At 40.6% G+C, this 13,759-nt stretch carries 14 protein-coding genes and 1 pseudogene; 13 read left to right on the forward strand and 2 right to left on the reverse strand.

The annotated features are described in order from the left end of the window. Positions 1-180: 180 nt before the first annotated feature. Complete coding sequence (locus AU255_RS03585; RefSeq protein WP_158083041.1) at positions 181-600, reverse strand: IS110 family transposase; 420 nt, start codon at positions 598-600, stop codon at positions 181-183. Between the two features lie 449 nt (positions 601-1,049). On the opposite strand from AU255_RS03585, the pseudogene AU255_RS21285 reads away from it, so the two are divergent. The 6 genes and pseudogenes from AU255_RS21285 to AU255_RS03615 form a co-directional block, all read left to right on the forward strand. Continuing rightward, positions 1,050-1,163: pseudogene (locus tag AU255_RS21285) on the forward strand (dethiobiotin synthase); the annotation flags it as partial. A gap of 200 nt (positions 1,164-1,363) precedes the next feature. Next, positions 1,364-1,762 (forward strand): bacteriohemerythrin, encoded by a 399-nt coding sequence (locus AU255_RS03595; protein WP_080521603.1) that lies wholly within the window; start codon positions 1,364-1,366, stop codon positions 1,760-1,762. 384 nt (positions 1,763-2,146) lie between these two features. Then, a complete protein-coding gene (coxB, locus tag AU255_RS03600; protein ID WP_233144542.1) occupies positions 2,147-3,307 on the forward strand; it encodes a cytochrome c oxidase subunit II in 1,161 nt (386 codons plus the stop codon). Positions 3,308-3,366: 59 nt separating this feature from the next. Further along, positions 3,367-4,980, forward strand: a complete 1,614-nt coding sequence (ctaD, locus tag AU255_RS03605) for a cytochrome c oxidase subunit I (RefSeq protein ID WP_080521605.1) — start codon at positions 3,367-3,369, stop codon at positions 4,978-4,980. Between the two features lie 156 nt (positions 4,981-5,136). Beyond that, positions 5,137-5,664, forward strand: a complete 528-nt coding sequence (locus tag AU255_RS03610) for a cytochrome c oxidase assembly protein (protein ID WP_080521606.1) — start codon at positions 5,137-5,139, stop codon at positions 5,662-5,664. 10 nt (positions 5,665-5,674) lie between these two features. Then, positions 5,675-6,541, forward strand: coding sequence for a cytochrome c oxidase subunit 3 (locus AU255_RS03615; protein WP_080521607.1), 867 nt, complete (start codon positions 5,675-5,677; stop codon positions 6,539-6,541). A 204-nt stretch (positions 6,542-6,745) separates the two neighbouring features. Here AU255_RS03615 and AU255_RS03620 read toward each other — a convergent pair whose 3' ends face one another. Continuing rightward, positions 6,746-6,994: a twin transmembrane helix small protein gene (locus tag AU255_RS03620; protein ID WP_080521608.1), complete on the reverse strand. Its 249-nt coding sequence runs from the start codon at positions 6,992-6,994 to the stop codon at positions 6,746-6,748. A 78-nt stretch (positions 6,995-7,072) separates the two neighbouring features. On the opposite strand from AU255_RS03620, the gene AU255_RS03625 reads away from it, so the two are divergent. The 7 genes from AU255_RS03625 to hflX all read left to right on the forward strand — a co-directional run bounded on the left by AU255_RS03625 (position 7,073) and on the right by hflX (position 13,665). Next, positions 7,073-7,816: an SURF1 family protein gene (locus AU255_RS03625; RefSeq protein ID WP_080521609.1), complete on the forward strand. Its 744-nt coding sequence runs from the start codon at positions 7,073-7,075 to the stop codon at positions 7,814-7,816. Continuing rightward, positions 7,809-8,405: a hypothetical protein gene (locus AU255_RS03630; RefSeq protein ID WP_080521610.1), complete on the forward strand. Its 597-nt coding sequence runs from the start codon at positions 7,809-7,811 to the stop codon at positions 8,403-8,405. Before AU255_RS03625 ends, AU255_RS03630 begins: the two co-directional genes overlap by 8 nt. Positions 8,406-8,411: 6 nt before the next feature. Then, positions 8,412-10,349, forward strand: coding sequence for a signal recognition particle-docking protein FtsY (gene ftsY / locus AU255_RS03635; protein WP_080521611.1), 1,938 nt, complete (start codon positions 8,412-8,414; stop codon positions 10,347-10,349). A 5-nt stretch (positions 10,350-10,354) separates the two neighbouring features. Beyond that, on the forward strand, positions 10,355-11,017 hold the full coding sequence (gene ftsE / locus AU255_RS03640; protein ID WP_080521612.1) for a cell division ATP-binding protein FtsE: 663 nt from the start codon (positions 10,355-10,357) through the stop codon (positions 11,015-11,017). Next, positions 11,014-12,003 (forward strand): permease-like cell division protein FtsX, encoded by a 990-nt coding sequence (ftsX, locus tag AU255_RS03645; protein ID WP_080521613.1) that lies wholly within the window; start codon positions 11,014-11,016, stop codon positions 12,001-12,003. Before ftsE ends, ftsX begins: the two co-directional genes overlap by 4 nt. A gap of 127 nt (positions 12,004-12,130) precedes the next feature. Then, complete coding sequence (gene hfq, locus AU255_RS03650) at positions 12,131-12,367, forward strand: RNA chaperone Hfq (RefSeq protein ID WP_080521614.1); 237 nt, start codon at positions 12,131-12,133, stop codon at positions 12,365-12,367. A gap of 32 nt (positions 12,368-12,399) precedes the next feature. Then, the gene (gene hflX, locus AU255_RS03655; protein ID WP_080521615.1) at positions 12,400-13,665 is read left to right on the forward strand and encodes a ribosome rescue GTPase HflX; all 1,266 of its coding nucleotides are present in this window, start codon (positions 12,400-12,402) and stop codon (positions 13,663-13,665) included. Positions 13,666-13,759: the final 94 nt, after the last annotated feature.

Here is a 13,759-nt window from a genome sequence, read left to right on the forward strand (position 1 = left end):
GCAAATCAGGGCGATTTTAAAAAAACCAGCAACTGGCTAAAAGTCAGGTTTCACTTGATGAATCCTTTGTGAATTTATGGGGCAAAGTGGTTATGATCATATCAGCCAGGTAGGGTGGGCAGGTTTTTTGCCCACCTTGTTTATGGGCAAATGGTAAAGCTGTTTGTCCACTCTACCAGGCTATAATTCGCAATTCGGGACCTGAACACCTTTAGCGAGCGGCAAGTGATCCTGAAGTTGAAACAACTCAAGCATTTTGTGAGTATCAACCAAATCAGATTTTGCGGGTGCGGGAAAGATCTCTTTAAACCGGGCGAGCTTGAGGTTGTTGACGTTGTAAAGCTGATAACCGTGGCTCTGAATCTGGCTATCCAATGGTCGAGCCCAGCCATTGTAACCTTCCATAGCAACGTCTACAGGTAGATTGTATAAATGCTCTTGCAGCTTAATACGGCTAAAAAAATACTGAAACCCTGCTGGTGTATGCGTAATCGAAAATTCATCCAGAATCCCTCCCTCAGAAAGGCCAATAGCCACATAATGCTCGTGACTACCGATATCAACTGCAACTTGTAAATGGGCTAAATTATGAATGTTCATGACGGTCTCCATAGGTCAACGTTAACAGTGGATACAACACCATCCTGCGTCTCGTCTACTTAGTAGAGCCACAAATGACCCCAAAAAAAGCCACATGAAATCACTCGGCACCATCCCAATAAAGACGTCTCGGACGGCGCAAGTGGCGGGGGCGGCATTTCAAGTTCGAGCCGTTACCCTAAAGTACGACGGACCCCGTGAGCCACACCCCCACCAAGTTCAATTTTACACCCCTGGCAAGATGCCCGCCACTTGCTTTGAAGAGAATTCCTGGTTGCTAAATAATCAAAAAAAATTCGGCTTGCACTTGTAGATATAAATATATAGATAACTTTTCCTATAAACATCATATCTATTACTCACTTGTCATTTCTCTCCATAATTCTATAGTAGACCCTGTTCCCCTGGCTGATTTAGCTCTAAAACTGGATTTACCCGTTATTGTCGTCGTGGGCATCCGTTTGGGCTGTATTAATCAGGCTAAATTAACATTTGCGGCATTACAAAAAACCGGGGTAAATTGCCTGGGCTGGATTGCTTCTTGTATGGAGCGGGATATGCTGATGCGGGATGATAATATACGCACGCTGCGGTCAGTCGATAGATGTGCCTTTGCTGGCAGTATTGCCTTATATGGAAAAGCTGGATCCTGAATATTTATCCAGGAAGATTAGCGCTAAACTTTAAAACCATAAAAACTTTAAGTTTATATGGTTTTATGTATAATGTCCTCTCCAATAATAATTAAAAAACGGAGAAAATAATGGCTTTAATCACTTGGACAGCAGAGCAATATGGTACTGATGTGAGTTTTGCAGATGATGAGCACAAAGTATTGTTTGGTCTATTGAATAAATTATATGATCTTGCCACAGGTGGTGCTGATCGTGCAGATATAGGGAATGCACTGGATGCTTTAATTGCCTATGTCGTTGATCATTTTGCGCATGAAGAAAAGGAAATGGATGCCAAGGGATATGCAGGGCTAGCTGCTCATAAAGCAGAGCATGATGCACTGGTTGGTATTTGTGCTGATTTACAAAAAAAATTCCACGCTGGTGATATAGAAGTGACTGAAGATACGGGCACTTTTGTTAAGAGTTGGCTGGATAGTCATATTCCTGCATTTGATATGCCTTATGCAGGTGCATTAAACGGCTAAATGTATACAGTACATTGTAATCAGAAAGGGCCTGTGAGTTTTCTTGCAGGCCCTTTTTTATTGACTAATAAAGTACAGTTAATAATGATGTGTGATTTTGATGTATATGATTTAAGTAAAAATATAAGGAAAGAGTATGTGGTTTAGTACATATATTAATTTATAAAGCTTTAAAAGAGAAAAACATCCCTAGCTTAGCAGAGACTCATGAGTTAAAATTACGAAGTTTTTTGTGATAACAATAAAAAGGATTGCGGCAAAGGGAGTAAAAGCTGATCACAACGATTTTGGAACAGGAATAGCTCATATTTAGACGCTAGGTCGACGTTCCGCGTTTAATGCATTCAATCAGTTTATTATTAATAGAGAGGAGGTTACTCCGTGGTGAAAACAAAGCAATTATTCGCAGGTCTGGCCCTGATGACCATTGGTCTAGGGCCGGCTCAGGCGAACTATACTCTTAACTTAATGGAGGGTGTGACATCAATTAGTCGTGATGTATACGGTCTACATATGTTGGTGTTGTGGGTTTGTGTATTCATAGGTGTCGCAGTATTCGGTACCATGTTTTACTCAATCTATTTTCATCGTAAGTCGAGAGGATATAAAGCATCGAATTTTCATGAAAGCACCAAAGTGGAAATTCTTTGGACGATCATACCAACGGTGATTTTGATTGTGTTAGCTATTCCGGCGACTAAAGTCATGTTGGAAATGAATGACACGAAAGATTCAGAGATGTCCATTAAAGTCACGGGCTGGCAATGGAAGTGGGAATATGAATATCTGGATAGCGGAATTCGCTTTTTTAGTAGTCTTGATGAGGCAAGTAATAAAGCACGGCAGCTTAATTCAGGTATTGATCCTCGAACAGTGCCGAATTATTTATTAGAAGTTGATAAGCCATTAGTCGTGCCTGTTAATACTAAAATTCGTTTTCTATTTACTGCTGCAGATGTTATTCACTCATGGTGGGTGCCTCAATTAGGCTGGAAAAAAGACACCATTCCAGGTTATATAAATGAATCATGGACATCAGTAGATAAAGCAGGAACCTATCGTGGGCAATGTACAGAGCTTTGTGGCAGAGATCATGGTTTTATGCCAATTGTAGTCATTGCAATGGAAAAGCCTGACTATGAAGCCTGGGTTGCCAAGCAACAAGGTATTGCAGTTGAGAATGCGGCTGCAGCTGAGAAAGATTGGTCTCAAGAAGACTTGATTGCAAAAGGTGAGAGTGTGTATGCGAATAACTGTGCATCATGCCACATGGCAGATGGCGCAGGTTTGGCAGGTACTTTCCCTTCTATTACCGGGAGTTCAGTCGTAACGGGTGATATAAATGCTCAAGTTGAATTGATGCTCAAAGGTAAAGGTATGATGCCAGCTTTTGGGCAGATGCTAGATCCTGTTGATTTTGCTGCGGTGTCTACTTTTATTCGTAACGGTTTAGGGAATTCAGTCGGCGATTCAATTCAGCCTACAGCAATAAAATCTTTACAAGCAGCTATTCCTGCCGTCAAGTATGACGATGATGACGAATAATATATTTCATCATCGAGTATTGCATCGAATTCTATATAGTATTTTAAGAGGTATTAATTATGTCTGCTGTTGTAGCTGAGCATGAACACGATGATCATCATGATCATGGGCCTGAGAAAGGCTTATTAAGGTGGATAATTACCACCAATCATAAAGATATTGGTACGCTGTATTTGTTATTCGCACTCGCCATGTTTTTCGTTGGCGGGACAATGGCATTGATTATACGTGCTGAATTATTTGAGCCGGGTATGCAGTTTGTCAGCCCGCAATTCTTTAACTCAATGACCACGATGCATGCCCTGGTCATGGTATTTGGTGCAGTTATGCCAGGCTTTGTCGGCTTTGCAAACTGGCAGATACCGTTGATGATTGGTGCGCCAGATATGGCATTACCAAGAATGAATAATATGAGTTTCTGGCTATTAGTCGCTGGGATACTTATGTTAGCCAGTACTTTATTTATGGAAGGGGGGGCACCTGCATCAGGCTGGACTTTATATCCACCTTTAGTATTGCAAACTGGCGCAGCCTTCCCTTTCGCAATTTTCTCGGTACATTTATTGGGTATCTCGTCGATTATGGGAGCGATTAATATTATCGCAACTATTTTGAATATGCGTGCACCAAAAATGACTTTGATGAAAATGCCATTATTCGTCTGGACATGGTTGATTACTGCATTTTTATTGATTGCGATCATGCCGGTGTTTGCTGGTGCGGTAACCATGCTATTAACCGATCGTTTCTTCGATACCAGCTTTTTTGATGCGGCCGGTGGTGGTGACCCTGTGCTTTATCAACATATTTTCTGGTTCTTCGGACATCCTGAAGTGTATGTGATGATTCTGCCTACTTTTGGTATTGCTTCTACGATTATTCCAGTATTTGCGCGTAAGCCATTATTTGGTTATAGCTCTATGGTTTACGCGACAGCAGCGATTGCATTTCTATCCTTTATCGTTTGGGCGCATCACATGTTTACTGTGGGTATGCCGATAGCAGGTGAGCTGTATTTTATGTATGCAACTATGCTCATTGCGATTCCTACTGGCGTTAAAGTGTTCAACTGGACGGCCACCATGTGGCAAGGGTCAATGACTTTTGAAACACCAATGTTATTTTCAATTGCTTTCGTAGTGTTATTCACTATGGGTGGTTTTACCGGCTTAATGATGTCCTTGGCTCCGGTTGATTTTCAGTATCATGATACGTATTTTATCGTGGCGCATTTTCATTACACTTTAGTACCCGCTTCAATCTTTATTTTGATGGCTGGGGGTTATTTCTGGTTACCTAAATGGACTGGAAATATGTATGATGAAAGACTGGCAAAATTTCATTTCTGGTTATCGGTCATTTCAGTAAATATCTTATTCTTTCCGCAACATTTCTTAGGCTTGGCAGGTATGCCGCGTCGTATACCAGATTATGCAGTACAGTTTACTGACTGGAATATGGTTTCCAGCATTGGTGCGTTTATATTTGGCTTTAGTCAGTTGTTATTTCTTTATATTGTGATTAAAACAATTAGGGGCGGAACCGGTGAGAAAGTTACGGATGAAGTTTGGGAAGATGCGCATAAGCATGGTTTAGAGTGGACTTTGCCTTCGCCAGTGCCATACCATACTTTTGCCACTCCACCAGAAAAGATTCCAACTGAACACTTCTAAGGAGTTATGTTGCCTTTGCCTGCATCGCATTGAAAATATGCAGGCAAAGTAAGCTGAAACAATGAAAACTAAAACAAAAAATATTTTGACTGCGGTCGTGTTAACGGTTGTGGTGATTACAATTTATGTTTTTGCTGTTATAAGAGTTACTTCTTCGTGAAGCCTGATTTAGAGCAGAGGAATAAAAAAACAGTACGTGCCTTGCTTCTTTTAGTGCTAATGATGTTTTTATTTGCAGTTGCCTTGATACCTTTGTACGATATTTTGTGCGAAATTACAGGCATTAATGGAAAAACCAGGCAAGAACCTTCTGCTTTAAATTATACGACTGATACACAGCGAGAGTTAGCGTTCGAATTTATTACTTCAAAAGGTGCGGGTACCCAGCTAGACTTTAAAGCGGATAAGTATCAGATAAAAGTACATCCTGGCGAAGTCATAAACATGACTTATACAGTAACTAATAAAACAGACAAACGCATGTTTGCCAAGGCAAATCCTAGTGTTACGCCAGGGCCAGCAGTGAGCTATGTTAAAAATACTAAGTGTTTTTGTTTTGCAACACAGGTTTTTGAAGCAGGAGAGACTAAGCATCTTGAGGTGCAATTAGTCGTTGATCCTGCTTTACCTAAACATTACAAAAGACTGACATTTGGACTTACATTTTATGATACTACAAATTAAATAGGGGATAATGATGTCTACAGGCGCATATTACATTCCACATAAGGCAACCTGGCCGATTGCTGCAACGGCGGGTTTATTGACCTCATTAGCGGGTTTTGCAAATTACCTGAATGGTAATGCTGCAGGATCTACTTTCATGCTGCTGGGTCTGGCTATTTTTATAGTTATGCTGGGTGGCTGGTTTACGCTGCAAGCTAGTGAAAGTGAAACCGGCACATATAACCATTATGTAGGAATTTCTTACCGTATGGGGATGATGTGGTTTATCTTTTCTGAGATTATGTTTTTCGCAGTATTTTTTGGCACACTTTGGTATACGCGAAATTTATCAGCCGACTGGTTGTCAGGTATAGGTGATGGGCCAGGACGCTCTACAGCGATGTTATGGCCTTCATTTCAGTCAGTATGGCCTTCCAATGGTCCTGGTCATATTGGTGGTGAATTCGAGCCTATGGGTGCTTTTGGCTTACCTTTGCTTAATACTTTGATCCTGCTAAGCAGTGGTGTGACCTGCACCTGGGCGCACCATGGATTACTTGCCAAAAATCGCCCGCAACTCATTAAAGGTTTAGCAGCGACTGTTATTTTAGGCTTTTTATTTGTCGCCTTCCAGGCGATTGAGTATCAAGAAGCTTACCATGAAATGGGGCTTACATTGGGCTCTGGAATCTACGGTTCAACTTTCTTTATGCTGACTGGTTTTCACGGTGCGCATGTATGCATTGGTGCTATTATTCTGACAGTGGTTTTATTTCGCAGTTCTAAAGGTCATTTTACTCCGGAAAATCACTTTGCCTTTGAGGCGGCTGCCTGGTATTGGCATTTTGTTGACGTGGTATGGCTAGGTTTGTTTATTTTTGTTTATTTGTTATAAACGAATTGCCGAGCAAAAAAGCACTGCCTTGTTATAAAGGCAGTGCTTTTTTTTTGCCAAAACCAAGTGTCGCTAATAGTTTCAGGCAGTAGCGTCGATTTTAGCCCGCAAACGATGTGTGTCAGGAGGGGGCTGAGGAACGCAGGATAATCAGTTACGTTCCTGTGCTGGCTGCGTTGCTACCAGGCGCAAATTTTAAATTAACTATTTTTGTTGTTCAGCCATTTTTTCTTTCTGCAATTGCATTTGCATGCCTATCCCTGATGGCTGGATAAGTCCACTCATTAAAGCAATAGCCAGCAAGATAAATAAAGCGAGTGAAATACTAATTCGGTAGGTCAGAGCTTTGACTGTTTTCTCTGAAGACTCTTTATTTTTTATGAGATGAAATAATGCAATACCTAGGCTGGCGATAATCGATAAAAAAACCAGAATAATAAAAATCTTTAGCATAATGTTAAGATGTGCAGTAAGTAAAAAAATAATAGTTATATCTTAATACATAACAAACATAATAGTAACGATCTATCAATGAAGCCGAGTTTTAGTATATGCCACTGTAGAATAAAGGTTCTACCACTGATTGTTTTTATTTGTGTGCTCGCATTACTTCTACGACTGGGATTTTGGCAGTTAAGCCGAGCTGAAGAAAAAAGGGAATTATTGGCTAATCAATATTCAAAGATGCAAAAAGAGCTACAACCTATAGGTGAATTATTAGCTGAAAGTAATGATCTAAGATATAGGCGAGTTATAGCAGAAGGACACTATGATACGCAGCATCAGATTTTATTAGATAATCAGATTCATGATGGAAAGGTGGGTTACTTTGTTTTAACCCCCTTTATTCTTGCGGATGAGAATAAAACTTTATTAGTCAACCGGGGGTGGGTGTTGATGGATAAGAACAGGCAGGAGATGCCGGATATTGATTTTAGCCCTGCTGCAGAAAAGTTATCCATTATCGGAGTGCTTAATCATTTTCCAGACGTTGGCTTGGTATTGGAAGGAGCTGATGAGCCAGGGAAAGGATGGCCCTCCTTAGTGCAGATAATAAATAAACAAAAAATGACTAAAAAATTGAATCAGCCAATTATAGATTTACAGTTACAGTTGTCAGTCGAAGAGCCTTATGGCTATGTACGCGAATGGCAAATCCATACACGTATTCCCCCAGAGAAGCATACCGCTTATGCCTTTCAGTGGTTTGCACTTGCGGCTACTTTAACTCTTTTACTCCTTTGGACAAGTTGCAGAACACCAAAAAATGATTAAGCAAATACAGAAAAACCATCGTACGATTATTATTTTAGCCTTAATGACGATTATTCCTTTTTCGTTCGCATGGTATTTAACGACAGATCCCGATTTCAAGCCCTCTGCAACTAATAAAGGCGATTTAATTATTCCTGTGATTACAACGGAGGACTCTGATTTACAGGGGATTGATGATTTTTCAATTAACAATATTGGGCAATTGAAAGGCCACTGGGTGATGTTGAATATTATTCCTGCAAATAATTGTAATAAGCTTTGTGTAGAAGCCATTCATGCCACCAGGCAGTTACGTTTAATGCTCAATAAAGATTTAACGCGTACCCGACGTGCTGTTATTGTTATGCAGGGTCAACAAGAGGCTGAATTTCAACCTTGGTGGGATGAAGATGATCGCTTAATAAAGGTGAAGCCGTCTCCTGCATTGGCTATAAAAATCAAGCAACAGTTGGGCGGTAAGATCGCGGAGGGCAGGTTATTATTAATGGATCCACTTGGAAATATTATGATGCAATACTCGTCTGAGTTTGATCCGTATGCTGTTAAAAGTGATTTGAAAAAATTACTTAGAATTTCTCAAATTGGGTAGACAGATATGTTCAGGTTATTTACATTTTTAGTTTGTTTTTTGGTTTTAGTACTGACAGCAACAGGAATATACCAGCGTGTTACGCATGTTGATATGGTGTCATGTACCGAACTTTCTGGCTGTTATGCACAATTGACGGAAATGCTCAGTCAGACAGCAATCAGTAGTCAAGCTGTAGTGCAATTAATCCATTATACAAGTGCTTTTGGCTTGCCGTTATTTCTTGGTGCAATGCTAATTACGAGTTTTGGGTTAAAAACAGCGCGCCTTAAAATAATAATTTACACAGTTTTATTAGCCGTTTTAGTCGCTTTACAGATTCAACTGGACATGCATCAAGAGTTTCTGCCAAGTCTGGCCGTTTCTCATTTTGTACATTATTTAATAAGTGCATTGGCCTTATTCCTTGGCTTCAGTGTTCTCTTAAGCAGCCAGTCTGGCTACATTAAAAAAACCGATGCCAGCAGTCAATGGTTACTCTATTCAGGTGCCATTCTTTTGCTGCTGCAACTGTTATTAGGTGCATGGCTTGCTGCAAATAATGCGGCATTGGTATGTGGTGACTTCCCGCGTTGTTTAAACAGCTGGTGGCCACAGGCAGATTACCAAAATGCATTTAATTTGTTTGCCCCTTTATCCTTTAGTGCAAAAGTTGCTTTGAACTGGATGCATCGCATCCTGGCAGTAGTGATTTTTGTATTTCTGACCTGGCTTATGCTGCAAGCGACTAAAAATCGTGTTAAACAAATACGCTGGGCCGGTGCAGCAATAAGTATATTATTGCTGCTTCAATTTGCTGCGGGTATAGGCATAGTCAAGATGGCTATGCCAGTATGGCTAGTGGTTATTCATAGTATTAATGCACTTGTTTTGATGTTGCCGCTAATCGCCATTCGCTTTTATAGCAGATATACAAATCTAGATCAGCAAAAAGAAGTAGCGACTCAATTAATTGATCATGAGCCGTTAATCCCTGTATCTGAATTGGCAGCAGTGCAGCCTGAGCCGGTCGAACCTGAATCTCTGTATTTACGTTTAAAATCACAATTAGGCAAGACACGCACAGGTTTAGGTGCTGCACTTTCAGTGATTACTTTTGCGAATAGAAAAATTGATCAGAATTTACTGGAAGAGATTGAAACCAGCCTGTTGATGGCTGATGTTGGTATGGATGTTACAACGGAAATTATTGCCAGGCTGGAAGAAAGTGTAGAGAAGCATCAGGTACAAGATGTTAATGCCTTATCTGCATTGCTTAAGCAGCAGCTGCTGAAATTATTAGAGCCAGTCAGCCACCCTTTAGTGATTCCTGAAAAACAAGGTCCTTATGTCATTTTAGTTGTCGGTGTAAATGGCGTGGGAAAAACCACAACCATTGGCAAGCTGGCGCAAAGATTACAGCAGCAAGGGCATAGTGTCATGCTGGCAGCGGGGGATACCTTTAGAGCTGCGGCAGTAGAGCAGCTACAAGTGTGGGGTGAACGTAATAATATTCAAGTGGTCGCTCAGCATACAGGTGCTGACTCTGCATCGGTTATTTTTGATGGTGTACAATCTGCACAGGCAAAAGGGATAGATGTGCTGATCGCTGATACAGCAGGCCGCCTGCACACCAAATCAAATTTGATGGAAGAGTTAAAGAAAATCAAACGCATTACCTCTAAAGTAGATGCAACTGCACCGCATGAAGTACTGCTGGTATTGGATGCGGGAACAGGACAAAATGCGCTTTCTCAAGCTGAACACTTTAACAAATCGGTTGAATTAACCGGAATTGCACTAACCAAGTTAGATGGTACAGCGAAAGGTGGTATGATATTTGCGTTGGCTAAACAAATTGGGGTGCCTATTCGTTTTCTTGGTGTAGGAGAGGGTATAGATGATTTACAAGACTTTAATGCAGAACAGTTTATTGATGCATTATTTGGCGAAGATGCGCATTAAAGCTTATGTTGACTGTTGATCATGTATTTAAGCGCTATGCAGATGCAGGCGATGCCTTACTTGATGTGAGTTTTCATCTAGGAAAAGGTGAGATGGCATTTTTAACGGGTCACTCAGGTGCAGGAAAAAGCACCTTGTTAAAACTGATTGCCGCAATTGAGCGTTGCTCGCGTGGACAAATACTGTTTGACGGGCAAAATCTGAATCGATTAACTGATAGGCAAGTTCCCTACTTACGACGTAAGTTAGGTCTCATTTTTCAGGACTATAAGTTACTGTTTGATAAAACGGTATTTGACAATGTTGCGTTGCCAATGGTTGTTGCTGGTGTAGGGCCGCATGAAGTTGCCAGACGTGTACGTGCATCATTAGATAAAGTTGGCTTGTTGGGTAAAGAGAATAAGTATCCCCTGGCTTTATCGGGAGGAGAGCAGCAGCGCATCGGGATAGCTCGTGCCGTTGTTAATAAACCGGCATTGATTTTGGCGGATGAGCCTACTGGAAATCTGGATCCTGAATTATCCGCAGAAATTATGCACTTGTTTGAACAATTTAAGCAAGTTGGCGTCACTGTTTTAATTGCCACACATGATATAGATTTAGTAAGTAAATTAAATCATAAGGTGTTGAAATTAGAACATGGCAGACTGTTGGGGCAGCACGCATGAAACCCGTTAGAAAAGCACGAGGACAAAAAGTCAGAAATAGCAATATTATCAAGCGTGGGCCAGAAAACCGCGTTTTAACCAGTCTGAAGCTACAAACTCAGTCGCTTAATTCTAGCTTGCTACGCCTGTTAAGAGCTCCTTTTACATCGGCAATGGCAATTATAGTCATGGCGATAGCAATCGCTTTGGCGGGTAGTTTTTATGTTTTAGTGAATAACGCTCAGCAACTGGTTGATTCCTTACAGACTGGAAAACAAATATCTTTGTTTTTACATGAGAAAATTAGTGACGATGAGGCCAGGGTGCTAGCTCAGAAATTACTGACTAATGAGGCGATAGAAAATGTAAATGTCATATCCAAACAGCAGGCATTAGCAGAATTTCAACAATATAGTGGTTTTGGTGCGGCCTTGAATGCGCTAGAGAGCAACCCGCTGCCTGCAGTAATTCAGGTCTTTCCTAAAGATTCTCTAACGAAAGCCAGTCAGCTAAAAGAACTATTGCAACAAATGCAGCATGAGCAAGCGGTTGATTTTGCGCAAATGGATATGCAATGGCTTGCACGTTTACAAGCCATCATGAAAATGGCAAATCGCGTCGCGCTTATTTTAACGGGCTTACTGGCAATTGCCGTGTTGTTTATAATTGGCAATACCATACGCTCTGAATTGCAATCACGTAGAGATGAAGTGATTGTGACAAAATTAGTAGGAGGAACCAATACTTTTATTTGTCTGCCTTTTTTATACACGGGTTTTTGGTATGGTTTTATATCAGGTGTATTGGCGTGGTGTGTTATTAGTTTGATATTATTAACGGTTAATACTCCGATAGAGCAATTAGCGTTACTCTACCAAAGTCAGTTTCAAATACAGTTTTTGAGTTTTAGTGAATCAATCTATTTGCTGATGGCATCATCTACTTTGGGAATGTTAGGTGCATATACAGTAGCTAGGCATCAATTAAGCATATTAAAGCCAGAATAGTATTGAATTTTAGCATTGCGTCCTTATATCTTGTAAAGCGGACTAATTATCGGTAAGGTATCGATTCAGGTAGTTTTGAATTACCCTGATCGGGCAAAACAAATAACAAAAAAAAAGGGAGAAAAACATGCCAAAAAATCAAAATTTACAGGATACTTTTTTAAATTCACTTAGAAAAGAGCATACTCCTGTATCTATTTTTTTAGTGAATGGCATTAAATTGCAAGGCCGTGTTGATTCATTTGATCAGTATGTTGTTATGCTAAAAAATACTATGGTGCAAATGGTTTATAAGCATGCTATCTCAACTATAGTTCCAGGTAAACCCGTGACTATGATAAATAAAGAAGTTGGAGTTGAATAATTTGAGAGCCCGTATAAGCAAGGAACTTAACCTTGTTTGATCGCCCAGAATCCGGAGAAAGAGCTGTTCTGGTGCATATCAATCTTTACGAAGGTCAGGAAGATTTAAATGAATTAAAAGAATTGGCGAGGTCAGCAGGAGCAGAAGTTGTTCATGTCTTGACAGGATCACGCAAGTATCCTGATGCTAAGTATTTTATCGGTTCCGGTAAGTTAGAAGAATTAAGGGCAGTCATTGAAGAAACAGAAGCAGATCTTGTGCTGTTTAATCATGTGTTAACGCCTAGTCAGGAGCGTAATTTAGAGGCTGCACTGGAGTTCCGTGTCGTTGATCGAAATGGTTTGATTCTGGATATATTCGCACTGCGTGCAAAATCATATGATGGAAAATTACAAGTTGAACTGGCACAGTTAAATCACTTGTCTTCGCGTTTGACCCGTGGATGGACTCATCTGGATAGGCAAAAGGGTGGGATAGGCATGCGTGGAACGGGGGAAACTCAGTTGGAGGATGACCGACGACAGGTCGGTGCACGTATCAAATTAGTGCAAAGCCGTCTGGAAAAAGTTGTTAAGCAGCGTCATCAAGGGCGTGCGAGGCGAAAGCGATCTGAAACGCCAGGTTTATCCTTGGTAGGTTATACTAATGCGGGGAAATCTACATTATTTAATCGTCTGACCGGCGCAGATATATATGCGGCAGATCAGTTGTTTGCGACGCTGGACCCAACGCTAAGACGCTTTAAATTACCTAATGCTGCAGAAGTTGTGCTGGCAGATACAGTTGGTTTTATCCGCCATTTGCCGCATGAATTAGTGGCTGCATTCAAATCAACTTTGCAGGAAGCAACAGAAGCTGATTTATTGTTACATATCATTGATGCTAATGATGAGTATCGGGCTGAAACTATAGCTGAAGTCAATCGTGTACTTAAAGAAATTGGTGCTGATACTAATCAGCAACTGGAAGTATTTAATAAAATTGATCTTCTCGATGACTTTGAGCCACATATAGATCGTAATGATCAGGGGTTGCCTATACGTGTTTGGGTATCAGCAAAGACAGGAGCTGGCATGGGCCTGCTGTTACAGGCATTGGCGGAAATATTTTCCGCGACTAAAGTTACCCGCTTATGTCATTTATTACCTAGTCAGGGCAGCGTGCGAGCAAAATTGTTTTCAGTTGCTCATATTATGCAGGAAGATTTTACCGAGCAGGGTGGGTGGGATTTGCTGGTAGAAATTGATCAACAGTACATGGGGGTCTTAGGAGATGTGGATGTTGAAGAAATTATTTAACAATGATTGTGTAATAATGAGTTTTTTAGGATAATTGCTGAATATAATAATAGGAATTTGGCTAGGTGTTTGATTAAATATAATTAATTTTTGC

The sequence above is a fragment of the Methyloprofundus sedimenti genome, assembly GCF_002072955.1.
GTDB classification, from domain to species: Bacteria; Pseudomonadota; Gammaproteobacteria; order Methylococcales; family Methylomonadaceae; genus Methyloprofundus; species Methyloprofundus sedimenti.